Consider the following 24,834-nt stretch of genomic DNA (forward strand, 5'->3'; position numbering starts at 1 on the left):
AACATTCCTGCCGACAATTGTCAGGACGCCTCAGGCCTAAAGTGGGCAGGGTGCAAATGTGGGAGGGGGCTTGCTCCCGATAGCGGTGGATCAGTCAATTCATTGGGTGACTGACCTATTGCTATCGGGAGCAAGCCCCCTCCCACCGTTGACCTGACTCGTCTGGTAGCACTCAGTTCGCCAGGCGCGCGCCGCTGAGGCTGCCGCTCAACTCATACGCCACCAGCTCCGCCTGGTGCGCCGCCAGGATCTCCGGCAGCGAGCCACGCAGGTATTCCACCCACGTCTTGATCTTCGCATCCAGGTACTGGCGCGACGGGTAGATGGCGTACAGGTTCAACTCCTGGGAGCGGTAGTTGGGCATCACCCGCACCAGGGTGCCGTTGCGCAGGCCTTCGATCGCGGCGTACACCGGCAGCAGGCCGATGCCCATGCCGCTGGTGATCGCGGTTTTCATCGCATCGGCCGAGTTCACCAGGAAGGGCGAGGTGTTGATCGCCACGCTTTCCTGGCCTTCGGGGCCGTTGAAGGTCCACTTGTCGAGCTGGATCACTGGGCTGACCAGGCGCAGGCAGGCGTGGTTGAGCAAGTCATGGGGGCGATGGGCGCAGCCCTTGGCCTTGACGTAGTCCGGCGAGGCACAGGCAATGCTGTAGGTGATGCCCAGGCGCTGGGACACGAAGCCCGAGTCCGGCAGTTCGCTGGCCAGCACGATGGACACGTCGTAGCCCTCATCGAGCAAGTCCGGCACACGGTTGGCCAGGGTCAGGTCGAAGGTGACGTCCGGGTGGGTGCGGCGATAGCGGGCGATGGCGTCGATGACGAAATGCTGGCCGATACCGGTCATGGTGTGCACTTTCAGCTGCCCGGCAGGGCGTGCATGGGCGTCGCTGGCCTCCGCCTCGGCTTCCTCGACGTAGGCGAGGATCTGCTCACAGCGCAGCAAATAGCGTTTGCCGGCTTCGGTCAGCGCGATGCGTCGTGTCGTTCGGTTCAACAAGCGGGTTTGCAGATGGGCCTCAAGGTTGGAGACCGCGCGCGAGACGTTGGCAGTGGTGGTATCCAGTTGCACGGCGGCGGCGGTGAAGCTGCCTGCCTCGGCCACGCAACTGAAGGCGCGCATGTTTTGCAAAGTGTCCATGGAGTGTTCTCAGGGGAGATAGCAAATTGTGACAGAAAGTTACGCCGTCCAGTGATCCCTACCAACGGATTATCGCCTGAACGGTAACAAAGATTCACAGGAATGCCAGCTTATCGTTCCCCATGCCGCCCCCTAGAATTGCGCCACCTCTCCCCGCACCACCACCTCAGGAATTCGCAGCAGTGCCGCGTCGCATCAACAGAGAGTTGAAGGCTCTCAGTGTCTGGGCTTTATCGTTAGCAATCAGCGGCTGCATCGGAACCGGAGGAATCGCCCCCCAAGGCCAGTCCCTCAACGCCAGCACACTGGCCACCGACGAAGCGATCCAGAGCGCCGCCCAGGACGCCCACTGGCCCACCGCGCACTGGTGGCAAGCCTATGGTGACCCGCAATTGAACCGCTGGGTCGACCTCGCGACCCAACACAGCCCAAGCATGGCCATGGCCGCCGCTCGGGTGCGGGAGGCGCGGGCCATGGCCGGGATCGCCGAGTCGGCCGAGTCGTTGCAGATCAACAGCGACACCGCCCTCAAGCGCCACAACTGGCCCAAGGATCAGTTCTATGGCCCCGGCGAACTGAGCGGTGCCAACACCTGGGACAACAATGCTTCCCTGGGCCTGAGCTATGCCCTCGACCTGTGGGGCCGTGAAAGCAATGCCACCGAACGTGCCGTCGACCTGGCGCACATGAGCGTCGCCGAAGCGCGCCAGGCCCAGCTCGAATTGCAGAACAACGTGGTCCGCGCCTATATCCAGCTGTCGTTGCACTACGCCAACCGCGATATCGTCGCGGCCACGCTGGCGCAGCAGCAGCAGATCCTCGACCTGGCCCATAAGCGCCTGAACGCCGGGCTGGGCACCCATTTTGACGTCAGCCAGGCCGAAACGCCGCTGCCGGAAACCCATCGTCAACTGGACGCCCTGGACGAAGAAATCGCCCTGAGCCGTAACCAACTGGCAGCGTTGGCGGGCAAAGGTCCGGGGGCGGGGGCGCAATTGCAACGTCCTACGCTGTCGTTGGCCGCACCGTTGAAATTGCCGTCGAGCCTGCCCGCGCAATTGCTCGGCCAACGCCCGGATGTGGTCGCCAGCCGCTGGCAAGTCGCGGCCCAGGCCCGTGGCATCGATGTCGTCCACGCCGGTTTCTACCCCAACGTCGACCTGGTCGGCAGCCTCGGCTACATGGCCACCGGCGGCGGTATGCTGGCGTTCCTGGCGGGCAAGAAATTCAACTATAACGTCGGTCCGGCGATCACCTTGCCGATCTTCGACGGTGGCCGCCTGCGTGCGGAGCTGGGCGAAGCCAGCGCCGGTTATGACATCGCCGTCGCCCGGTACAACCAGACCCTGGTCAATGCCCTCAAGGGCATCAGCGATCAGTTGATCCGCCGCGAATCGATGGACAAGCAATCTGTCTTCGCCGCGCAGTCGGTGGCCTCGGCGCAAAAGACCTACGACATCGCGATGATCGCCTACCAGCGCGGCCTCACGGATTACCTCAATGTGCTGAACGCCCAGACCTTGCTGTTCCGCCAGCAGCAGGTGGAGCAACAGGTACAGGCCGCTCGCTTGAGCGCCCACGCTGAACTGGTCACGGCCTTGGGCGGGGGGCTCGATGCCGGCAACGATGTACCGCCACCCGCCCAGATCCTCCCGAGTAAGACCCCGGCGGCACTTGCCGTATTCGATCACTGAGTAGGATTTGATGACTTCCTTGCCTGCACCGCTGCGCTGGCTGCATTCCCTTGAGTGGCGCCGTGGTTTTTTCGACTGGGCACGCAGCGACGGCGTGACCTGGGTGTATATCTTCAAGGTGCTGGTCGCTGCCTTCCTCACGCTGTGGTTGGCCATGCGCCTGGAACTGCCGCAGCCGCGCACGGCGATGATCACGGTGTTTATCGTGATGCAACCGCAGAGCGGCCAGGTGTTTGCCAAGAGCTTCTATCGTTTCCTCGGCACCCTGGCGGGGTCGGCGGTGATGGTGCTGTTGATCGCCTTGTTTGCGCAGAACACCGAGTTGTTCCTTGGCGCGCTGGCGATCTGGGTCGGCATCTGCACCGCCGGCGCGACGCGCAACCGCAACTTCCGCGCCTATGGCTTCGTGCTGGCCGGCTATACCGCGGCGATGGTCGGCCTGCCGGCCCTGGCGCATCCGGATGGCGCCTTTATGGCGGCGGTGTGGCGGGTGCTGGAAATCTCCTTGGGGATTCTGTGCGCCACCCTGGTCAGCGCCGCGATCCTGCCGCAAACCAGCAGCGCTGCGATGCGCAACGCCTTGTACCAACGCTTTGGCGTGTTCGCGCTGTTCGTCACCGATGGCCTGCGCGGGCGCAGCCAGCGTGAAGGGTTCGAGGCGAGCAACGTGCGCTTTATCGCCGAAGCCGTGGGCCTGGAAGGGCTGCGCAGTGTCACGGTGTTTGAAGACCCGCATATGCGGCGGCGCAATGGTCGGCTCAGTCGCCTCAACAGCGAATTCATGAGCATCACCACGCGCTTCAATGCCTTGCACCAGTTGCTTGAACGGCTGCGCACGGACGAGGCGGACCATGTGGTGGCGGCGATCAAACCCGGCCTGCAAGACCTTGCCGAAGTGCTCGACGGCTTTTCCGGTCGCGCGCTCACCAGCCCCGACGCGGCGCGCCTGGTCAACGCGCTGAGCGCCTACAAGGATGGTCTGCCGGCCAAGGTCCGCAGCCTGCGTGCGGCCTTCCAGGAAGCAGATCCCACCGAAGCCGAGCAACTGGATTTCCACACGGCCTACGAACTGCTGTATCGCTTCGTCGATGACCTGCACAACTACGCGCAAACCCACGCTTCCCTGGCCGACCACAGCCATGCGCGCGAGCAGTGGGACGAAACCTTTATCCCCAAAACCAACTGGCTGGCCTGCGCCGCCTCGGGGATTCGCGCGTCTTTCATCCTGATCGTGCTCGGCAGTTATTGGGTGGCCACCGCCTGGCCCAGCGGCGCGACCATGACCTTGATCGCCGCCGCGACTGTCGGCCTGTCCGCCGCGACGCCCAACCCCAAGCGCATGGCCTTCCAGATGGCCTGCGGCACCTTGATCGGCGCGCTGGTGGGCTTTATCGAAATGTTCTTCGTGTTCCCCTGGATCGACGGCTTCCCGCTGCTGTGCGTGATGCTCGCCCCGGTGATCATCTGTGGCGCGTTCCTCGCCTCGCGGCCGCAATACGCGGGTGTCGGCGTCGGCCTGCTGATCTTTTTCAGCACCGGTTCGGTGCCGGACAACCTCACGGTCTACAACCCCTACACCTTTATCAACGACTACATCGCCATGGTCATCGGCATGCTGGTGTGCGCGGCGGCGGGTGCGATCATCCTGCCGCCCAACAGCCGCTGGCTGTGGCGCCGGTTGGAGCAGGACCTGCGTGAGCAGGTGGTGTATGCGATCAGCGGCAAGCTCAAGGGCCTGGCTTCAAGTTTTGAAAGCCGCACCCGCGACCTGCTGCACCAGGCCTACGGCCTCGCGGTCGGCCAGCCGCAGGTACAGCGCGACTTGCTGCGTTGGATGTTTGTGGTGCTGGAAGTCGGCCACGCGATCATCGAGCTGCGCAAGGAGCAGGCGATTTTGCCGGTGCACCCGGCGTACGCCGAATCCCAGCCCTGGCGCCAGGCGATCCGGGTGATGGGCCGTTCGCTGGTGCGGCTATTCCTGCAACCCAGCGCCAGCAACCTGGAGCGTGGCTTGATTGCCGTCGACCATGCGATCAGCCGCGTGCAGGCCACCGACGAACCTTTCGCCCCGCACTTCGACACCTCGGCGCTGCGCCGGGTGAAGAGTTACCTGCACTTTATCCGCACCTCGTTGCTCGACCCGCAATCACCCCTGGCGGCCCTCAAAGGAGCCACGCATGCCTCGTGAAATCGCCTTCCACGGCGTCTACATGCCGACCATGACGCTGATGTTTTTGATCGCCGCAGTGTTGGCCTGGGCCCTGGACCGCTTCCTGGCCGGGTTCGACCTGTACCGTTTTTTCTGGCACCCGGCGTTGCTGCGCCTGAGCCTGTTCGTTTGCCTGTTCGGCGCCCTGGCGCTGACCGTTTACCGTTGAGAATGCCCCGATGAAAAAGTTTTTCAGCCTGCTCGCGACCTTACTGGTACTGGCCTTGGCGATCTGGATTGGCCGCACGTTGTGGGTGCACTACATGGAAACGCCCTGGACCCGCGACGGCCGCGTACGCGCCGACATCATCAACGTAGCCGCCGACGTCACCGGCGAAGTGGTCGACGTGCCGGTACGCGACAACCAACGGGTGAAAAAGGGCGACCTGCTGATGCAGATCGACCCTGAGCACTACCGCATTGCCGTCAAGCAGGCGCAATCCCTCGTGGCCTCCCGCAAAGCCACCTGGGAAATGCGCAAGGTCAACGCCCATCGACGTGCTGACCTCGATGCGCTGGTGATCTCCAAGGAAAACCGCGACGACGCCAGCAATATCGCCGACTCGGCGCTGGCGGATTATCAGCACGCGCTGGCGCAATTGGAGGCGGCCGAACTCAACTTGAAACGCACGCACGTGGTGGCAGCGGTGGATGGTTATGTCACCAACCTCAACGTGCATCGAGGCGACTACGCACGTATCGGCGAAGCCAAGATGGCGGTGGTGGACATGAACTCATTCTGGGTTTACGGCTTTTTCGAAGAAACCAAATTGCCCCATGTGAAAGTCGGTGACCCAGCCGATATGCAGTTGATGAGCGGCGAGACGCTGAAGGGCCACGTAGAAAGCATCGCGCGCGGTATCTACGACCGCGACAACCCCGAGAGCCGCGAGCTGATCGCCGATGTGAACCCGACCTTCAACTGGGTGCGCCTGGCCCAGCGGGTGCCGGTGCGGATTCACATTGATGCGGTGCCGGAGGGTGTGTTGTTGGCGGCGGGCATTACCTGCACCGTGATTGTGCGGGAGTTGTCGAAAGATTGAGGTCGGTTACTGGAATATCGTTTTGGCTCTGGCTTTGCGACGGCGTTTGACCTGCAAGATACTGACGTATCGGCCCCGCCATCTCCCTCAGAATCACCCGCTTGGGCTTGATGCTGCACAGCGGCACGAACTCGCGTAGCACCGTCACCTGATAATTACTGCCTATGTGCACCACACCGGCCCCGACGATGGCCGGGTCGGCGTCAATGGTTCGATAGAGCTTGGGCAGGTCCAGCAGACGGGTCAGTCGCTGGCGAGTCGTGGTGTGCGCATCTGGCACACCGCTTCGCAGGAAATCGCTTGGCATCCTTTCACCTGTGAGTAGACAGAGGTGAAAGAGCCTGCGGATAGTTTCCTTGGCGTGATGTCAGGCCGTTCGCTGTTTTATGTAGGAACCGGCCTGATGGTTATTTCATGGCGCGATAAACGTCTCATGCAGGTGGCGCCACAGCAGTGCGCCGCTGGCCTGCTTCTCAAAGATCACCGTGGCGCGGCGGTCCGTCCGGGTGCCGCTGTCGTCGATCTGATGCTCGCGGTAAGTCACCGTGGCGCCACGCGCATGTCGGTCAATCCCGGCCATCTCGCTCAAGGTGATTTTCAACCCCGGGCGCATGCCACCCAAACGCGTGAACAGCGCATTCACCCCGGCCGCATTGACCCGTGTGCCGGTAGCGGGAGCGATCATGCTGAACGCCGGCGAGAAACGGGCAAGCAGGTTTTGCAAGGTGCCTTCGGGTGCAACGCCGGCAAACCATTGCTCGATCTCGACGTGGGTCTGGATCACTTCTTCAAAAAAATCGCTGTAGTCAATCATCAGTGAGGCTCGCTGGCAGGGGTATGGCAGAGGCTTGGTATTTGCCGCTGAAAGTGCAGGGGGGTTATTGACTGGAATGAAGGGTTAGAGCGAACCGGTCAGCCCAAAGCGTTTCTTCAACACCTTCTCCAACAACCCCTTGGGCAACAATGCCGCCATCAATGGCAACGCCCGACTGCCATTGCCCGAACGTAGCAGGCGCGGCGCCTGAGGTTGCTGGACGGCCTTGAGCACATCCGCTGCAAACACGCTGGCCGGGGTCGGCTTGTCTTGAGAGGCCTGGCTGCGCGCACGAATGCCGTCGCGCAACGGCCACCACGGCGATTGTTCATTGATCAACAGTTCGGCCTGGGCGCCGGCGTTTTTGGCGAAGTGGGTGTTGATGGCGCCGGGTTGCACTTCCATGACGCTCACGCCAAAGGGCGCCAGTTCCATGCGCAATGCATCGCTCAACGCATGCACAGCGGCTTTGGAGGCGCAGTACGCGCCAGCAAACGGTGTCACCAGCACGCCGGAAACGCTGCCGATGTTGACCACCAACCCTTTGTTGCGACGCAGGGCAGGGAACAGCGCCTGGGTCACGCCGACGATGGAAAACACATTGGTCTCGAATTGGCGCTGCATCGCCTCGGTGCCGCCGTCCAGCAACGGCCCCATGGCGCCATAGCCGGCGTTGTTGACCAGCACATCCAGTTCGCCCAGTTGTTCGGCGAGCCGTTGCAGGGCGGCGCTGTCGTTGACGTCCAATTGCACGGCGTTAAAGCCTGCGGCGGACAAACCGGCGACATCTTCCGCACGGCGAGCGCTGGCCCACACGTCGTAGCCGGCGGTCTTGAAGGCATCGGCGAGGGCGCGGCCGATACCGCTGGAGCAACCGGTGATGAGTACGTTGGGCATGGGTCAGTCCTTTGTCAGTCCGAGAAACTGCCTTGCAGGTGCTCGGCACGAAATTCCAGGGTTTGCGGGCGGTAGCCGGGGCGTAAAGGCGGTGTGGGCAGGCAATCGTCCCAGGTGGCGCCGGCCTGCAACTCACCTGGGCCGCGGTAGCGTGGGGCAGCGTAGACGTTGTCGGCGAGGTTGACTGTGTCGCCCGGCGCATAGGCGGCGACGCGCCAACGCAGCTCGGTGAGGGGCACGTCGTTGCCGTTGTTCAGGGTCAGTTTGAGTGGGCGGTCGGCCGGGCATTCTTCTGGGGCGTAGGTGATGCGCAGTTCCAGGCGGGCCAGTTGTGAGGCTTCGCGGTTATCCAGCCACACCACCCAGATCGCTATGAGCCCGAGGCCGACAGCGGCGGCCAGCGACACGGGCAAGGCTCTGGCCGGGTAGCGCAGTAGCAGGATCAGCCAAGTGATGATCAGTAGAACGCCAAAGAACATGGTGACAGTCTCATATGCGGATAAAACATCCTACTCGCGCGATGGCCTGGATGCCTATCGCAGGATCGGTTTTCCTTTACGAGGAACCTAACAACGCGTTTTTTCCACAGAGCCAACATAGGGAAATACGGTTTATCCAGGACGATATCAACGCAGTCTGATCAAGTGAGATGAATAATGACTATCGCAGCCCTTCTTGCGCCCGCGGTCACCTCAGCCCTCGCCTCGGTGGTGACCTCTCTCATCACTGCTCAGCGAGCACCAACGCCGAACGATGCTGGCGCGTCCACACACAAGAACGTAGAACCGAGTTCACGTCCGCCTGGCCGGATGCAGAATCACAAGCTTACAAACCTGGGGCAGACCCTGTTGCAAGCGCCTTCAACGGAACTACGCGATAGCGGTATGACTGCCAAGCATGCCAAGGGGTTTGGTATTGCCATGGGCGGCATGGTAGCCCAGGAGGCTGGGCAAAAAATGGCTTCCGGTGGTGGCTCTCTTTCTAAAGCCTTGGGCATAGCCATGGTGGTGGGGGGTAAAGTTGCCCAGTCGTACGGTGCGGATAAATTTGATAAAGCCGGAGCTCATTAACGGTGCTTCATAAAGCCTGCAAGGTCATCCCGTGAAAAGGACAGGTCTGCGGTGTTGCTGCGCAATGGTCTCCAACGGGATATTGCCTGAATTGCGCAGAGAATGCCGCCGAACCTGATCCTGCAGGGCAGGTGTTTATTTCCTTCATACAGGAACCGGTTTGGAATATTTTCCCACAGAGTTTGAGCATGGAAACGCACGCTGAACTATGAAGGAATCCGACCGTATTCTTATGAAGTGAGATGCCCTATGACGGTTTCAAATACCCTTGCCCCTACGCAGACTGCTTTCGTAGCACCCGCCTCCGCACCTGCGCCTACCGCGCAAGTATCCATCAACCCAGCGCAATACGAAGGAGGCGCCGCGTCGTCTTTGCCCCGCATGCAAGGTATGGGGCTCACGAACTTGCGGCAAACGCTGATGCAGGGTGTCAGCAACCACGTCAGTGCGCGCATGCCTACCGCGCTTAATATCAAACCTGAGGACAAGGAAAAGACGAAAGGGGCTGTTATCACCCTGGGCGGTTCAATGGCGCAGGGCATCGGAAAGAGGCTGGTCAACAGCGGTGGAGTTACCGGGAAGCTATTGGGCGGGGCCTTGGTCTGGGGAGGCAGGGCGGCTGAGGAGATTGGCAAGGACAGATACAGTAGCGCGGGCTCAAGCAGCAACAGTAGCGGTACTTATAACGCCTACTCCCCGTCGGCCTGGGGGGCCCCGTCGACGTCAAAGTGAGCGGGCGTTGAACTAAAAAAGCCCCCACCCAACCCACTGCGGATAGGGGACGCAATGGGCTGGGTGAGGGCTTCTTGTACGACTGTTTTACTGCGCGATAGTTTTCACCGAAACGCCACGTTCAACCGGTGTCGAGCGACCGTAGATATCTTCAAAGCGTTCGATATCGTCTTCGCCCAAATAACTACCCGATTGCACTTCGATGATCTCCAACGGGATCTTGCCCGGGTTGCGCAAGCGATGCACCGAGGCGATCGGGATGTAGGTGGACTGGTTCTCCGTGAGCAGGAACACGTTCTCGTCACAGGTGACTTCGGCCGTGCCGCTGACCACGATCCAGTGTTCGGCGCGGTGGTGGTGCATCTGCAGGGACAAGCAGGCGCCCGGCTTGACCGAGATGTGCTTGACCTGGAAACGCCCGCCCATGTCCACCGAGTCGTAGGAGCCCCACGGACGATAGACTTCACAGTGGTTCTGGGTTTCGCTGCGGCCCTGGTCGTTGAGGGTCGAGACCATCTGCTTGACGCCCTGGACCTTGTCCTTGTGGGCAATCATCATCGCGTCTTTGGTTTCCACCACCACGATGTTGTCCAGGCCGATCACCGACACCAGTTTGCCGTTGCCGTGGATCATGCAGTTGCGGCTGTCCTGGATGACCACGTCCCCTTTGCTGACGTTACCGTGGATGTCCTTGTCGTTGACGGCCCACAGCGAGGCCCAGCAACCCACGTCGCTCCAACCGGCACTCAGCGGCACCACGCAGGCACGCTGGGTTTTTTCCATCACGGCGTAGTCGATGGAGTTGTCCGGGCAGCAAGCGAAGGTGGCATCGTCCAACGTCACGGTGTCGGCGGTCTGTTCACTGCGCTCCAGGGTCAGCACGCAGGTGTCGTAGATGTCCGGATCGTGCTTTTTCAGCTCTTCGAGGAAGCGGCTGGCGCGGAACAGGAACATGCCGCTGTTCCAGAAATAACCGCCGCTTTTGACGAACTCGACGGCGCGTTTTTCATCCGGCTTTTCCACGAACTGCTGCACGCGGCTCACGCCTTCCGGCAGCAGCGAATCGTTGGTGGACTTGATGTAGCCATAACCGGTTTCCGGACGGGTCGCCGGCACGCCGAACAACACCATCTCGCCGCGTTCAGCGGCCACGGTGGCCAGGGCCAGGGCGCGTTGCAGGGCTTTCTGGTCGTCGATCACGTGGTCGGCCGGCAGCACCAGCATCAGCTCGTCGCGGCCTTCATTGACCAGCATCATTGCTGTCAGGGCCACGGCCGGCGCGGTGTTGCGCCCGAAGGGTTCCATAAGGATGCGTTGGCATTCCAGTTTACGGTTGGCCAATTGCTCGTTGACGATAAAACGGTGGTCCTTGTTGCAGACCACGATCGGGGTGTCCATGCCTTCGAACACCAGACGTTCCAGGGTTTGCTGGAACAGCGTTTGCTCGCCGGTCAGGGCCAGGAATTGTTTCGGGAACTGTTTACGCGAAAGCGGCCAAAGACGTGAGCCGCTACCACCGGAGAGGATTACTGGGATCATGTGTTTCTCCTTGAATCAATTTGGGTCAGAGCTACGAAGGTTTGTCGTTTCACTCTTGTTTTTGTCTCGGTCCTTTTGGGAGCCGGCTTGCCTGCGATGCAGGCGACTCGGTCTGTCAGTGACACCGAGGTGATGCCATCGCGGGCAAGCCGGGCTCCCACAGGAAAATAGTTAGCGGGTCGATACCGGGCGTTTTACCCAGACTGGCGAAATGCTCGAACCCGAACCGGTCACGTACAGCACCGCGGCCTCACCGCGTTCCAGGGCCACCGGCTTCACGTCGCCGACTTTTTTGTCGCCGTCATACAGTGCCAGGCTCACCTTCACCGGGTTGATCTCGCGCTCGCCACGGCCTTTGGCAGCCACCGACTTGACCACGTCGGTCTTGCCGTCAGCGGTTTTCAGGGTCAGGGCCTTGTCGCTGAGGTTCTGCACGCGCACCAGGGATTTCTGCTTGTTCTTGAACGGCGGTTCTTCGATCAGCTGGGGCTGGCCGCTGCTGTTGTTGACCAAGGTGTAGTAGTGATCGGCGGCGAGTTTGACCGGCACGGTCTGGCTGCCGATCTTGGCGCTGTAGTCACCACCCGGCATGAAGCTGAAGTCGCTGCTGGCCAGCGGGGCCACTTCACTGAGGTTGGTGCTGCCAACCGTCGCGCTGACTTCCTGGTTGGAGGCGTTGTAGACGCGCACGAAGCTTGAGCCTTTCGGTGCGACAGGGCCGTACAAGGCAGCGTCACCGGCGAAGGCGGACAGGGATACCACGCTCATACCGGCAGCCAGGGCCAGAGTCTTAGCGAGACGACGCGGAGTAGTAGTGAAAGTCATGTGAGTTACCTCTCTTTCAGTTTTGCGCCCGGTCGGGCGTCTCGGATTTTTGATGGTTAACGGGTGTATTCAGTGCCATGTTCTGTTGGCGCGAACCGGCTTGTTTAAGCTGCGCAACCCACGAGGGGTCGGCATCACCGATTTCGTTGTTCACGGGCAGATAACGTTCAGGAAACTCCCAGATCAGCACCTGAGGCGGGTTGTTCTTGAAGTCATCGCTTTTGAGGTAGCTGAGCATCGGCAGGATCGGGCCATGGCCGTCTTCGGCGTAGCTGATCACGTCGCTGCCCAGGGCTTGCTTGAGGGCGCCGACGAAGTTCCAGTTAGGGTTGGCGCTGTAGCTGGTGCCCACCAGTGCCACTGGGGTTTCGCTGTCGCTGAACAGCGCGTCGTCGCCTTTGGTTTCGGCCAGGTGCGTCACGCGTTTTTCCAGCGGCTCTTTAGGCGGCATCAGGTTTTCGAACAGCGGGTCCAGCGGCAGGAATAGACGCAGGTCGCCTTTGTGCGGTTCGGTCTTCTCCGCTTCGGTGACAAAGCGCTGTGGCTCACCGTTGAGCGGCGTCTTGTCGGCGATGGTCTTGGCCAACTGCTTGGCGGCGATTTCAGCACCGTCCGGGGTCCAGTGAGTGTCGGTACGCAGGAACACTTGCTTGCCGCCGAGCTTGGCCTGTTGCAGCGGGCCGAGCAGGTCCGGGGCGATGATCTTGTCGGCAGCGACACGGGCATGGAAGTCCTGGTACAGGTTGGCGTGGATGCTGGCCGGTTTGACCTCACCCAAGTGTTCCGGGTACAGGCGCACCTTGGCCGGCACGATTGCCATCACCAGCTGAATGCCTTGGGCCTTGAGCTTCTGGCGTACGCCTTCGACCAGCGCGTAGTTGCCTTCAAGGTTCTGGTCTTCGTTGACGGCAGGGTTGAACTCCTCGTCGCTGTAAAGCCAGTGATCGCGGCCCAGCACCACGCCAGGGCGGCCTTCGTTGAACAGCTTGTAGTCCAGCGCCGCCCAGAGGTTGGTGCCCAATCGCTTGATCGGGAACTCCTCGTCGTAGTGGGTTTCGACGGCCTTGGTCCAGCGACCGTTGAGCACGGTCGCGTCGGCATTGGTGCTGAAGCCGAAGAAACTGCGCAGCGACCAGGCGCCCAGGGCTAGCAGCAGCACCAGGAACAGGCCGATATAGAGGACGCGCAATGATCGGGTCATGGTCGGCTCCCTCAAAATTGGAAGTAAAGGAACGGCGAGAAACTCTGCGCCGACAGTTTGAGAATCGACGCCACGAACAGCAGCAGCACTGCAGCGCGCATGGCGTAGCGTGGCCAGTCAGCGGTCCAGTAGGCCGGTTGCACGGCGGCATCCTGGCCAACGGTGAAGCCTGGCTCGTGGATGCTGCCGGGGTTGTCGCCCGGTACGGCCTTGATCAGGCTCGGATCGGCTGGTTTGGTTTTCTCGGCAGGGCGGTTGGTGTAGAAGTCGCGCAGGCCAAAGAACGCCAATGTTGCGTACGCCACCACCAGGGTTGCCACTTGCAGGCCGGTGAGGTTGGCGCGGTTGAGTTCCGAGAGCGACCACTCGCCAAAGCTGAACATTGCACCGTACATGCGGCCGGCGACGTGCAGGTTTTCGGCGCGGAAGATCACCCAGCCCATCACCACCAGCAGGAAGGTAAAGGCCCAACGCACGGGGTTGAAGCTGCGCGGCGAGGTGTTGAGGCCGATGGCTTTTTCAATCGCCAGCCACATGCCATGCCAGGCGCCCCACACGATGTAAGTGATGTTCGCACCGTGCCACAGGCCACCGAGCAGCATGGTCAGGAACAGGTTGCGGTAAGTGGTCAGCGTGCCTTTACGGTTGCCGCCCAGGGTGATGTACAGGTAGTCACGCAGCCAGGTGGAAAGGCTGATGTGCCAGCGACGCCAGAACTCGGTGATCGACTGGCTGATGTACGGCTGCTTGAAGTTTTCCATGAAGCGGAAACCCATCATCAAGCCCAGGCCGATGGCCATGTCGCTGTAGCCGGAGAAGTCGAAGTACAACTGCGCGGTATAGGCCAGCGCGCCCAACCAGGCATCGCCGGTCGTCGGGTTTTGCAGGGCGAAGCAATGGTCGGCCACCACCGCCAGGGTGTCGGCGATGAAGACCTTCTTGATGAAACCCTGCATGAACCGCGTGCAGCCCTCGGAGAACTTGTCGAGGGTGTGGGTACGGTTGTTGAACTGGTCGGCCAGGTCGCGGAAACGCAACACCGGGCCGGCAATCAGGTGCGGGAAAATCGCCACGAACGCCGCAAAGTCGATCAGGTTGCGGGTCGCCGGGGTATCGCCACGGTACACGTCGATGATGTAGCTGATGGACTCGAAGATGTAGAACGAGATACCGATCGGCAACAGCACGTGGGTCAGTATGAACGGCTCAAGGCCCGCCGACTTCATCATCACGTTGATGCTGTCGACGCCGAAGTTGGCGTACTTGAAGTAGCCGAGGATGCACAGGTCGACCACCACGCCCAACAGCAGCCAGCGTTGAGCCGGCTTGGTGCGCACGCCGGCTGCACCGACTTTAAGGCCGATCCAGTAGTTCCACAGCGTCACAGCGGCGAACAGCGCCAGGAAGTCCACTCGCCACCAGGCGTAGAACACGTAGCTGGCCAACAGCAGCAGCAGGTTGCGATAGCGTTGCCCGCTCAAATAGTACAAGCCGAGAAAGATCGGCAAGAACAGAAACAGGAACACATTGGACGAGAAAACCATCCCGATCTCTCCATGTTTAACCAACAGTCAAGGGCCAGAGCCCCCCCAAACCCCCCACGAAAAGACGAGGAGGGCGGTACTACATTCCTACTGACGAAACCGACTCAAACTGTGGGAGGGGGCTTGCCCCCTCCCACATTTTTTACCGTGTTTCGTCAGGAACCTTTGTTGCCTTTCTCATGCGTCGGGTCGTAGACCTTGGTCAGGTCACCCCCGAGGCGGAAGGTCTTGAACGGCTGCATCCCGTGCTTGCGCTCGATCACATCCGGGGCGCAGGTGTAGAGGGTGCAGAAGGGCTCAAGCCAGGCGTATTTCATGTCTTCCTTGAGGTCTTTCATGTCCTGCTCTTTGCCGTTCTTCTTCTCGAAGATCTCCGGGTCTTTCACCCCGGCCAGCACTTTGTCGCCCAGGCGTTTGAGCGCGCTGTTGTTTTCCTGGCGCAGGTCCACACCGTTGACCAGGGCAAAACTGGCGATCATCGACAGCGGCGGCAGGGCGTAGTTGTGGTACGACAGCGCCCGTTGCTGACGCTTCAGCTCGTTCGGCAAGAAGCCCTGGTCATCGACCTGGTTCACGCCGACCTTGTATTCCTTGACGGCCCAATCAAACAGGTCGCGGCGGTTGGTGGCGACGGACGTTGCCATCACCGACCAGGCGGCCCAGTAGGAGTGGTTGTTGGTTTTTTCCAGCGGCAGGTTGTCCCAATCGCTCACCACCTGATCGGCCAGTTTGTTGAACCAGGCTTCGATCAGCTGCGATTCCTGCTGGTGGTTGGCCAGCGGGTGCGAGTCGGAGAACTTCAGGCGCACATAGGCCGAAGCCATGCTGCCCAATGCCCATTTGCGCATGGATTTGCCGGTGTGGTTGAAGTCCTTGGACATCAACGCGTCGGCCTTGGCCCAGCTCGTAAGCCAGTTCAAGGTGCACTCCAGCTGCTCCGGACGACCGTCGCGCATGAACTGCATCACGCGCTTGCTGGTGTCTTTTTCCAGCTTGGTGATGTCGGCGGTGCTGTCACGAAAGGCTTTTTCGGATTGCACGTTCAGCGTGGAACGGGCCTTGTCCGAGCCTTCGTACTTGCTGCGAAATTGCAGCGAGCCGGTGTACGGCGGCGGCATGGCGTCGCAGTCATTCTTGAAGTCGCCGGTCTTGAACGCTTCCACCGGGGCGAAATACCCCTGGGGTGGACGCAGTGGCGCGGCGGCGTTGACTGAGCCGGCGAACATCGCCAGGCCCAGCAGCGTTGGAATCAATAACTTCTGCATAGGTAACCTCATTGCCCGGCAGCAGCGGTCTGTTGACCGCCCGCCGGGAATACGTTGCGTGTGCAAATTTTCGCTTCGACTTTCTGCGCGGCAGCGCCCGCTTCGGGGCCCTGCACTTCCACGGCCAGCAAGTTCTGCGAGGCCCAGTCTTCATCGGTGCGCAGTTCAAAGGCGAAACGCCCGTCTGTATCGGATGTTTCGGGTTTCTCGATCTTGATGTCCTCGTGGCGCCCGTTCATGTACCAGAGGGTGGCTTGCAAGGTTTTCACCGACGGATCGGCGAAGCGGATATCAACCTGATGGTTGGCGTTGCGCAGATCTTTGTTCGAACTGTTAACCAGCAATTCGTTCTTGCCGGGTTTCAATGTGGTGCTGGCGCTCATCTGCGCGGTCTTGCCTTCGCAGCCGTTGTCCAGCAGCGCCATCATCTGGCGGTAGATGGTTTCCTGGTCAAGGCGATACAGCGGCGAGAATTCCCAGATGAGAATTTTCGGCGGGCTCTTCTGGAATTCGTCGCTGCCCAGGTACTGGATCATCGAACCTTCCAGGCCACCGCCAGGGAAGGCGACGTTGAGGATGTCGGCACCGATTTCCTCTTCCAGGAAGCCGGCGAAGTTGTAGTTCTTGCCACTGTGGCTGGTGCCGACCAAGGTGATCTGCGGGTTGCCCGAATCGCTGAACAGGTCGCCGTCGCCCGCTTCGCCCTTGGGCTCGGTGGTGAACTGGTCCATGTACTGGATCGCGTAGCTGGTGCCGCAGAGTTGCCCGGCCATGTTGTGCAAGGTGCCGGTCTTGCCCATGCGCCCGGAGCGCTTGGTCTCGAATTCGCGCTTGGGAATCTCGGCGTACTCAGGCATTTGCTTAACCTTGGCCGCGACGATTTTCGCGGTGCGCTGGGCGCCGTACGGGGTCCAGTGCTGGTCGCCGCGGAAGTAGAAATCGTGGGCTGGCAATTCGTCCGGAAGCTGCTCGTTGGTCAACGGCGACAGGTCCGGCACCACGTAGCCCATCTTGGCGAAACGGCCAAGCATGGTCTTGTAGTTGCCCAACGCCTTGTCGAAATCGAACTTGGCCTTTTCTTCCGGGTTGAGTTTGTTGCGGTTCACCAGGCCACGGGTCGGCTGGTAGACCACCACCAGTTCCACGCCCTTGGCCTTGAACGCATCGTGCAACTGCTGCATGCGCTTGTAGCCGGACGGGGTGGTGTCGAATTCGGTGCGCAGGTCTTCCTGGGTACGGAACAGCCAGTCGCCCTGGGCCTGTACCAGGGTGGTGAAGTTCTGCTGGTAACGCGTGGTGTAGTTCTTCGCGTCGTGGGCGGCCGGGCACAGGCTGCAGCATGGCTCGGCGGTGAAGGTCGGCGCCTTGATTTCGTCGGCGCGCACGCCCTGGCTGGCCGCGAGCAGGCCGAGGGTCAGACCCGAGAGGCTCAGCAATTTGATCATGTGTGGGTGCATAAGGGTCATCCTCAGTCCTGCAATTCGGTCTGGCGTTCGACAGGGTCGATCAGCACGGCTTTCTGCTGGCGCACCAACAGGTCGAGAATCTCTTCCTGGCGATCGCCCAGCACGCCGTTGAAGCTGATGCCACTGGATTTGGTCGGCGCCAGCATCGACACGCGGTACAACTCGACACTCAACGGCGAGTCGATGGACAGCGGCCCGCTGCCGTTACCCGCCAGTTCACCGCCGACCACGATCAGCGAGACCTTGGCGTCGAACGGGTCGAGGGCGATGTCGCGGTCGGTGTCGGTCAAGTCCTTGATGTGGCCGTAGAGCCCGGTCAGGCCGTTGGCCATCGAGGTGTTTTCGTACAGCTTGATGTTGACGCTGTTACGCACACGGATACCGTGGCGACGGTTGGCAATCACCTTGTTGCCCCACAGCAGGTTATCGCCGCTCTCATAGAGCGTGATGCCGTCGGTGTGGTTACGGTAGAACTCGTTGTCGGCGACGAAGTTGTTGACGCTGTTACGGTCGAGTACCAGGCCCGACAGCTTGTTGTCGTAGCTGCGGTTATTGAAGATGAAGCTGTCGTTCACTTCCCGGGAAATGATGATGCCGTGCTTCTTCTTGGTGCCGTAGACGGTGTTGTCCGCGATGATCAGGCCGTGGGAACGGTCGTGGGGGTCAATGCCGTAGACGATGTTGTCTTTGTAGGTATTGCCCTTGATCACAAAGCCTGTGGTCTCGTAGCAGTAGAAGCCGTACCACATGTCCGAGAACTCGGAGTCGATGATCCAGCCCGTCGGCTCAGGGCGCTTGAGCACCTTGGCCATGTTCGGCGTGTACTGGGAAATACTCACCCCGTACGACTTACTGTTGGCGTAGCCGAAACTGGCCATCTTGGTGTTGGAGATGTAGGTCTCGGTACCGCCCCAGGCCAGCAGGAACGGGCGGAATTCCTTGGGTGACTTGTACAGCGCCGGGCCGTTGGCCTTTTCGCTCCAGCCGGTGACTTTGGTGTCACGCACAAACAGCTGGCCGTCGTTGATCAGGAACGAACCGGCTTCCTGGGACAGGCGCAGCTCTTGGGTTTTCTTGTCGATTTCCAGGATGCCCTTGCGTCCGACCACGATCGGCAGCTTGGCCAGGAACACACCCGGCGAGGTTTCGCTCAGGTACTGCTTAGGCACTTTGCCGAGCAAGTCCTTGAGGTTCATGTAGCCGTCGTCGATGAAGATCGCCTGGGGAATGCCGTGCTGGCGCACCACCCATTCAGCCATCTTGTTGTCACCGCCGATGAAGTCCTTGAGGGCGTCTTCCTGCATCATGCGGCGGATGCTGATTTTGCCCGGCTTGGCGCGCACGATTTTCTTTTCCATCGCCGCGTCGGTGTAGCCCGACAGGTCGGGCAGGGCCGGCTTGGCCATTTCCAGCGGCGCGGTCGGCGGGCTGGAGATGGTGTAGGTCTTGGCCTGTTGCAGTTCTTTGGCGATGGTCGGCGCTTTAGCCTGCGGCGCGACATCGGCCATGGCAGCACCGCTTGCCAGCAGCATCGCTGCCGCCAGCATGGCCGAGCCTTTGAGGGCTTGAGGGTTCATTGCGCAGGCTCCCATCAGAATTTCCAGATCACGTCGACAAACGCGCGGTGCATGTACGAGTCGACCTGGCTGCCATAGGCATCACCCGGCTTGAACACACCCGCCCGGAAGCGCACCAGGGCCGACGGTTCGTCGATCGACTGGCTGAGCGCGGCCGGCAGCAGGCCTTTCTTGAAGTACTTGGTGACCACCAGGTCCATCTCCTGGCCCAGGTCTTTCTTGCCGTCTTCAAGCGGCAGGGAAGTGCTGGACAGGATCGCGCCGGTCACGTCGTCGGTGTTGTTCTGCACGGCGTCGATACCGTTGCTGCCCACCGGCTTGTTGCCGTCGACACGCCAGAACTTGTGGTACACCAGGCTGGCGTCGTAGTCCTCGCGCAGCTGCCAGGAACCGAACAGGCTCATGGACTGCATGTTGTTCATCTCGCCGCGAAACGCTTCGCCGAAACGGTGCAGGCGGGATTGGGTGCCGGTGAAGTTCGAACGGTTGCTTTGCAGGCCGTTCTGCTCGTATTCGGCACTGGCGCGGGCGTAGGCCGCACCCACTTGCCATTGAGGGTCCAGACGCAAGCGGATACCCAGGTCGGTAGCCCAGCCACTGACGTCATCGCTGCGCTTGGCCTCTGTCGGGCGGGTACCGTCGGCGTTCAAGGCATTGACCGAATCGCGGTCGCCTCTCATGCCGGTGACGCTGGCCCAGTAATTGACCGTGTTGGTGTTGCGCCAGTTGTAGGCGTCGCTGTTGGCTTCGATGCCGAGCCAGGTCAGGTCGCCGTTCTCGCGTTTGTCCAGCGAGTCGGTGGGCACGCCGGGTTCCGGGAAGTCGAGCTTGCCGTTGTCATGGGTGTGGTGACCACGCAGGCCGATCCACTGGCCTGGCGTCCACTGGTAGGCGGCGTCAGCGTAGAGGTGCTGGCGATCCTTGTCCTTGGGCGACAGTTCCTTGAGGTCGGTGCGGTATTCGCTGAAGCGTTCAGCGACGCCGACATTGGCCTTGAGCAGGGTGGTGTCGAAGGTCCAGTTCAGCGCCTCAATGTTGGTGTCGCGCCATTGGCCGTCGTCATTGCGCAGGCGTTGGCGACCCAGCTTGAGGATCTCGCCGGGGTAGGGCGTGAAGCCGCTGTAGCCGACCCAGAATTCGCGCATGGCCAAGTAGTTTTTCTTGGTCTTGCGGTCGTCGTTGGTGGTCTGCTGGTTTTCGTCATCCGCCGATTGTTGCAGGGTGTCGGTCTCGATGATGTCGCTCGACACCACTGCCTGGCCCATGGCGTAGGCGCTCCACGCGCCGCTTTCGCCGTAGATCCACGGGCGCAGGTCGAGGCCGATGCCGTTGACGTCGCCGCCTTTCTGCGTGCCGAGGTCACGGTCATCTTCGGACTGTGCGGTGGCTTTGACTTCCAGGCCGAAGTTCTTCGCTTCGGTCAGTGCGGCCAGGGTCGGGCACGACCACAGCAAGGCGAAGGTCAGGCCGATGCCGGCTTTGACGAATGGGTTGAGCTTCATAGGGATTCCTCGCCGTCTTCTTCTTCCAGGGCGTGCAGTTGCAGCGTGCTCTGGGCCAGGGTGCCGCGGGTGGCCAGTTCCTGTTGCACCAGGCGTTGGCCTTGAGCGCGTTGCTCAGGCGTCAGCGGTGCTTCCAGCTGCGTGGCCAAGTCATTGGCCTCTGGCGTGTCCTGGGCTTTAGCCAATTGGCTGAAGACATAGGCATTCAATGGGTCGGGCTTGGTGCCCTTGCCTTGGGAAAACAACTGGGCGATGGCGAAGTCGGCGCTGTTCTGGCCGTTGCGCGCAGCGGTCAGCAAGTGATCCAGGGCTTTTTGCGAGTAGACCTGGCCCAAGTAGCCACGGCGGTAGATCTGGCCGAGGTAGTAATCGGCGGCCACTTCGCGGCCCACGGCTTTCTGGAAATGCGCTTCGGCCGCCTTGGCGTCCGCCGGCACCCACTTGCCTTCGTAGTAGAGCTTGCCCAGCAACAGCTCGGCGCGCGGCTGGTCGGCGGCGCGGCCGTTGTCCAGGTACTTCATCATCTGGTCGACGTCGCCCAATTCTGGGAAGTCGTAGAGCAGTTGCGCCAGGCTGACCCAGGAAGCCGGGTAGCCAGGGGCGATTTTTTCCAGCAGGGCCTGGGCGGTTTTCTCGTCAGGCTTGCCCAGGGAGGCGTCGCCCAACACACGTGCCACGCTATCAACACGCTGAGCGGTGACGGTGCCACGGCTGTAACCGGCTTCCATCTGCTTGAGCAGTTCGGCCTGTTTTTCGGGCTCGGCTTTTTTCTGGTAGACGGTGGCCAGCTCGACGTAGCAGATGTCGGTGGTGTTCAGCGCGGCTTTACAGATGCGCTCGACATCATCCAGATGCTGGTCGTAGGTGTCCTGGGTGCGATACAGCAGCACCTGCGCCAGGCCGGCTTCCGGGTAACCCGCGGCCTGCCATTTGCTGATCTGTTGCTGGGCATTCACGTTCGGAAAGCTGTGCGGGTATTGCAGGTACAGCATCGCCAGCGGGATTAGCGTGTTGCCTTCGCCATTGGCAAAGGCTTTTTTCAGCAGGCCTTCGGCTTCATGGTGCTCGGCTTCGGTGGAGCCGGGCTTGGCTACCAGCAGGCGACCGAGGCGTGCCTGGGCGCGGGGCGAGGTGTCCGCCGCGGCACGGTAAGTGGCTTCAGCCTGTTTGATTTGCGCCGGATCGCGGGTGCCGACCTGGATATCGGCCAGGCCCACTTGGGCCTCGCTGTAACCCAGGTCTGCCAGTTGCTGGTAATTCTGCTGCGCGGTGACGGTGTCGCCACGCTTGAGCGCTTCATTGGCCAGGCGTTGGTCGGGCAGGCCGGCGCAACCGGCGAGGCTGACTGCGAGTGCCAGCAACGCTACTGAACCCAAGTGGCAACTGCTTTTGTGGCGAGGGAGCTTGCTCCCGCTGGGGTGCGTAGCGCCCCCAAAAGCCGGCTCCAGCTGCGCTGTCGAACGGGAGCAAGCGCCCTCGCCACAGCAAGCCCGCTCCCGCAGGGAATGCGGCGTGTTTGGGATAGTCATCACAGGCATGTCCTCGCTTACAGACCGTGGGCCATGGCTTTATCGATCAGCCAGTTCAGCGATGGGCCACGGTCGCTGATCACTTCGACTGGGCGGCCGGCGTAGGTGCTGTCCAGCGGTGCGTCAGGTTTGATCTGTACGCGGATGTCGGAGGACAGGTCGGCGCTGTTCAGGCTGGTGCTGCTGACGATGGTGCCGGTGCGCAGCTGTTCTTCGTCGGCCACCTGGAAGCTCACGGGTGTACCTGGGCGAACGTCAGCGAACTGACGGTAGGTGAAGCGTGCTTCAACATTGGCCTGGGCGCCGCGCGGCACCAGTTGGAAGATCACGTCGCCTTTGCTGGCGTACTGACCGTCGGCGACCAGTTGCTGGGCAACGATGCAGTCGCACGGCGACGTCAGGGTGCCAGTCATTTGCTTGCCGAACAGCTCCTCAACCTTGGCCGGTTGCAGTTGGTCTTCGTCCAAGTGGCCCTTGAGCACATCGAGCATGCTGGTGCTGAAGGTCGCCAGCGGCGCGCCTTTGGCGGCGATTGCGTCACCTTTGAGCAAGCTTTGCACGGTGCCGTCGCGCGGCATCGTTACGTTCATGCCGGGCACGCTCACCAGGCCAGCCTGTGCGTGGCTGACGAAATACATGCCATACACCGACTTGAAGACAAAGCCGAACGCCGCCAGGCCCACCAGGAAGATCGCCAGGCTGAACGTCACGGCGCGCAGGCGGCCGAAGGCGCTCATGTTGCTGCCGCTGTCCTTGACCTTGCGCGCCTTGGTGAAGTTGTCGCGCTGCAGGGTCGCCAGCACGTCGCCCATGGTCACGATGTCACCGGACAGGTGCGAAGTGATCAGGTGGCGCAGGGTGGAAATATCCTGGGCGTCGAGGTTCTGGAACTGGCAACCGGTGCGGCCGGTCTGGCGATCGTAGGAGCGAATCTGCAGCTCCACGTCCATCGCCAGGCCGAGGTTATCGATGACGAACTGCAGACGACCCTTGTGCACTTCACCGATGGTCAGCGGTTGGGTGGCGGTGAACGCCAGGCCGCCGGCGGAGAGGTCGATCACCCGTGCTTCGGTCTGGGTGCGGTCAGTGTTGAAGAAGCGCAGCTTGGCCGGGATTTTGACACGGGCGTGCTGGCGCTGGGCTTCGGATTCGTGGACTACGTTGGCGTTTACTGGACTGTTCATCAGGGCATTTCCTAGAGTTAATTCAGGCTTGGCAGGGTCAGACCATCATCAGCAACACGGCAACGAAGATGCTGCCGGCGGAGAAGGTCATGGTCCGAGACGACCAGGTGTTGAACCAACGTTGAAAGCTGGCCAAATCGCGGGTCAGTTTGGTGTCCTGGCGGGTCCAGGACTGTTGATCAAGGCGGAAGAACACGTAGATCTTCACCAGCGCGCCCATGATCTGGTTGTAATAGAGAATCATCGGGTACGCCGGGCCGATCGTGTGGCCGGAGCACGACAGCAGCAGGGTCAGGATCAGGCGAGTGATGCCGATCCACAGCAGGTAGGCGAGGATGAACGCGCCGCCGTACTTGAAGGTGGCGATGATCGCCACGGTCAGGCCGAGCAGGGAGGTCCACATCGACACGCGCTGGTCGAACAGCACCACGCTGGTGAACAGGCCGAGGCGGCGTACACCCAGGCCCAGGGCGCGTGAGTTCTGGCGCAGGTTGTTGCCGTACCAGCGGAACATCAGCTTGCGGCTGGCTTTGATAAAGCTCTTTTCCGGTGGGTGTTCCACGGTGTTGATCGCCGCATCCGGCACGTAGAAGGTGTCGTAGCCCAGGCGCATCAAGCTGAACCAGCTGGATTTGTCATCACCGGTGAGGAATTTGAAGCGGCCCAGGCGCCAGTGTTGCAGCGAGTCGCTTTCCACGTCGGCGATAAAGCCTGGGTCGGTGACGACGCTGGCACGGAACACCGACATACGACCGGTCATGGTCAGTACGCGCTTGGACAGGGCCATGGAGCACATGTTGATGTGGCGTTGGGCGAAGCGCAGTTTGTGCCACTCGCTCATGATGTAGCCGCCGCGTACTTCGCAGAACTCGTTGGTGGTCAGGCCACCGACATTGCCGAACAGCTGGAACCACGGCACGGTCTTGCGCACGACGCCTTCGGCGAGCACGGTGTCGCCGTCGATCACCGCAACCACGGCACGGTCGTCCGGCAGGTGGCGGGAGATGGCGCGGAAACCGAATGCCAGGCCATCGCGCTTGCCGGTACCGGCGATACGCACGAAGTCGAGCTTCACATGCTCCGGCGGGTTCATGCGTTCCCACAGGCTCTTCACCAGCAGCTCATCGGACATTTCCACCAGCGAGCAGACCACGGTGGTGGGGAAGCCGCATTCGATGGCTTCACGGATCACCGAGCTGTAGACCTGCGCGGTGGTCAGCGCATCGATACGGAAACTGGTGACCATCAGGAACACATGGGACGGGTCGGCAGCCTTGCCCAGCTTGCGCACTTTACGGCGCAGGTGCGGGTAGACCACGTACAGGAACAGCATGCCGCGAAAGAAATGCGTTGCACCCATCGAGTAGCGCCAGATACCGACGGCGCCAATCAGGAAAATAAAATTCTTCGACTCGGAGTCGAACGTACTCGCCGGCAACAACGCGGCGAGACCCATCAGCAGGCTCAGAAAGAACAGCCAGCCGGCGGATTGGAGCAGTACGTGTTTTAACTTGGACATAAGCGTCATCCGAAGGTGAAGAAGGCTCCAGGCTGCAAGCGCTGGGGATTGGTACGCTTGCAGCCCGAAACTTGCCGTCGCTG

At 61.3% G+C, this 24,834-nt stretch carries 21 protein-coding genes; 5 read left to right on the top strand and 16 right to left on the bottom strand.

Annotation, left to right across the window (positions count from 1 at the left end):
• Positions 1 to 172 precede the first annotated feature (172 nt).
• The gene (locus QCBJ_RS22175) at positions 173 to 1,141 is read right to left on the bottom strand and encodes a LysR family transcriptional regulator (protein WP_012722315.1); all 969 of its coding nucleotides are present in this window, start codon (positions 1,139 to 1,141) and stop codon (positions 173 to 175) included.
• A 182-nt stretch (positions 1,142 to 1,323) separates the two neighbouring features.
• Between QCBJ_RS22175 and QCBJ_RS22180 the strand changes: the two genes are divergently transcribed.
• From QCBJ_RS22180 to QCBJ_RS22195, 4 genes are read left to right on the top strand one after another with little or no spacing between them, the layout of a single operon-like run.
• The gene (locus QCBJ_RS22180) at positions 1,324 to 2,835 is read left to right on the top strand and encodes an efflux transporter outer membrane subunit (protein WP_043204809.1); all 1,512 of its coding nucleotides are present in this window, start codon (positions 1,324 to 1,326) and stop codon (positions 2,833 to 2,835) included.
• A 10-nt stretch (positions 2,836 to 2,845) separates the two neighbouring features.
• Positions 2,846 to 5,023, top strand: a complete 2,178-nt coding sequence (locus QCBJ_RS22185) for an FUSC family protein (RefSeq protein WP_043204810.1) — start codon at positions 2,846 to 2,848, stop codon at positions 5,021 to 5,023.
• On the top strand, positions 5,013 to 5,213 hold the full coding sequence (locus QCBJ_RS22190) for a DUF1656 domain-containing protein (protein WP_012722318.1): 201 nt from the start codon (positions 5,013 to 5,015) through the stop codon (positions 5,211 to 5,213). Before QCBJ_RS22185 ends, QCBJ_RS22190 begins: the two co-directional genes overlap by 11 nt.
• Before the next feature lie 10 nt (positions 5,214 to 5,223).
• Positions 5,224 to 6,087: an HlyD family secretion protein gene (locus QCBJ_RS22195; RefSeq protein ID WP_102061606.1), complete on the top strand. Its 864-nt coding sequence runs from the start codon at positions 5,224 to 5,226 to the stop codon at positions 6,085 to 6,087.
• Here the strand turns inward: QCBJ_RS22195 and QCBJ_RS30845 are convergent.
• The 4 genes from QCBJ_RS30845 to QCBJ_RS22215 form a co-directional block, all read right to left on the bottom strand.
• Entirely contained in the window at positions 6,047 to 6,394 is a 348-nt protein-coding gene (locus tag QCBJ_RS30845; RefSeq protein ID WP_371916683.1) for a hypothetical protein, read from the bottom strand. The two genes, QCBJ_RS22195 and QCBJ_RS30845, sit on opposite strands and share 41 nt — an antisense overlap.
• Before the next feature lie 105 nt (positions 6,395 to 6,499).
• Entirely contained in the window at positions 6,500 to 6,901 is a 402-nt protein-coding gene (locus tag QCBJ_RS22205; protein ID WP_064054802.1) for a hypothetical protein, read from the bottom strand.
• 84 nt (positions 6,902 to 6,985) lie between these two features.
• On the bottom strand, positions 6,986 to 7,798 hold the full coding sequence (locus QCBJ_RS22210) for an SDR family oxidoreductase (RefSeq protein ID WP_012722321.1): 813 nt from the start codon (positions 7,796 to 7,798) through the stop codon (positions 6,986 to 6,988).
• Between the two features lie 14 nt (positions 7,799 to 7,812).
• Complete coding sequence (locus QCBJ_RS22215; RefSeq protein ID WP_012722322.1) at positions 7,813 to 8,277, bottom strand: hypothetical protein; 465 nt, start codon at positions 8,275 to 8,277, stop codon at positions 7,813 to 7,815.
• 177 nt (positions 8,278 to 8,454) lie between these two features.
• Here QCBJ_RS22215 and QCBJ_RS30065 point away from each other — a divergent pair, with 177 nt between their 5' ends.
• Positions 8,455 to 8,868, top strand: coding sequence for a hypothetical protein (locus QCBJ_RS30065; RefSeq protein ID WP_145994240.1), 414 nt, complete (start codon positions 8,455 to 8,457; stop codon positions 8,866 to 8,868).
• 819 nt (positions 8,869 to 9,687) lie between these two features.
• Here the strand turns inward: QCBJ_RS30065 and QCBJ_RS22230 are convergent.
• The 11 genes from QCBJ_RS22230 to alg8 all read right to left on the bottom strand — a co-directional run bounded on the left by QCBJ_RS22230 (position 9,688) and on the right by alg8 (position 24,751).
• On the bottom strand, positions 9,688 to 11,139 hold the full coding sequence (locus tag QCBJ_RS22230; RefSeq protein ID WP_102061607.1) for a mannose-1-phosphate guanylyltransferase/mannose-6-phosphate isomerase: 1,452 nt from the start codon (positions 11,137 to 11,139) through the stop codon (positions 9,688 to 9,690).
• Between the two features lie 171 nt (positions 11,140 to 11,310).
• Entirely contained in the window at positions 11,311 to 11,964 is a 654-nt protein-coding gene (locus QCBJ_RS22235) for an alginate O-acetyltransferase AlgF (RefSeq protein ID WP_012722326.1), read from the bottom strand.
• 16 nt (positions 11,965 to 11,980) lie between these two features.
• Positions 11,981 to 13,165: an alginate O-acetyltransferase gene (locus QCBJ_RS22240; protein WP_012722327.1), complete on the bottom strand. Its 1,185-nt coding sequence runs from the start codon at positions 13,163 to 13,165 to the stop codon at positions 11,981 to 11,983.
• Between the two features lie 11 nt (positions 13,166 to 13,176).
• Positions 13,177 to 14,709, bottom strand: coding sequence for an MBOAT family protein (locus QCBJ_RS22245; RefSeq protein ID WP_012722328.1), 1,533 nt, complete (start codon positions 14,707 to 14,709; stop codon positions 13,177 to 13,179).
• Between the two features lie 155 nt (positions 14,710 to 14,864).
• Positions 14,865 to 15,974, bottom strand: a complete 1,110-nt coding sequence (locus QCBJ_RS22250; RefSeq protein WP_085983627.1) for a mannuronate-specific alginate lyase — start codon at positions 15,972 to 15,974, stop codon at positions 14,865 to 14,867.
• 8 nt (positions 15,975 to 15,982) lie between these two features.
• Entirely contained in the window at positions 15,983 to 17,431 is a 1,449-nt protein-coding gene (locus QCBJ_RS22255; RefSeq protein WP_043206137.1) for an alginate O-acetyltransferase, read from the bottom strand.
• 11 nt (positions 17,432 to 17,442) lie between these two features.
• Positions 17,443 to 19,032, bottom strand: a complete 1,590-nt coding sequence (gene algG, locus QCBJ_RS22260; protein WP_012722331.1) for a mannuronan 5-epimerase AlgG — start codon at positions 19,030 to 19,032, stop codon at positions 17,443 to 17,445.
• Positions 19,032 to 20,519, bottom strand: coding sequence for an alginate export family protein (locus tag QCBJ_RS22265; protein WP_012722332.1), 1,488 nt, complete (start codon positions 20,517 to 20,519; stop codon positions 19,032 to 19,034). The genes algG and QCBJ_RS22265 overlap by 1 nt, the downstream gene beginning before the upstream one ends.
• On the bottom strand, positions 20,516 to 22,057 hold the full coding sequence (gene algK / locus QCBJ_RS22270) for an alginate biosynthesis TPR repeat lipoprotein AlgK (RefSeq protein ID WP_177410676.1): 1,542 nt from the start codon (positions 22,055 to 22,057) through the stop codon (positions 20,516 to 20,518). The genes QCBJ_RS22265 and algK overlap by 4 nt, the downstream gene beginning before the upstream one ends.
• Positions 22,058 to 22,065: 8 nt before the next feature.
• The gene (locus QCBJ_RS22275; protein ID WP_012722334.1) at positions 22,066 to 23,232 is read right to left on the bottom strand and encodes an alginate biosynthesis protein Alg44; all 1,167 of its coding nucleotides are present in this window, start codon (positions 23,230 to 23,232) and stop codon (positions 22,066 to 22,068) included.
• Between the two features lie 37 nt (positions 23,233 to 23,269).
• Positions 23,270 to 24,751, bottom strand: a complete 1,482-nt coding sequence (gene alg8 / locus QCBJ_RS22285) for a mannuronan synthase (RefSeq protein ID WP_162471071.1) — start codon at positions 24,749 to 24,751, stop codon at positions 23,270 to 23,272.
• Between the last annotated feature and the right edge of the window lie 83 nt (positions 24,752 to 24,834).

The sequence above is a fragment of the Pseudomonas sp. QC2 genome (assembly GCF_002859085.1).
GTDB classification, from domain to species: Bacteria; Pseudomonadota; Gammaproteobacteria; order Pseudomonadales; family Pseudomonadaceae; genus Aquipseudomonas; species Aquipseudomonas petroselini.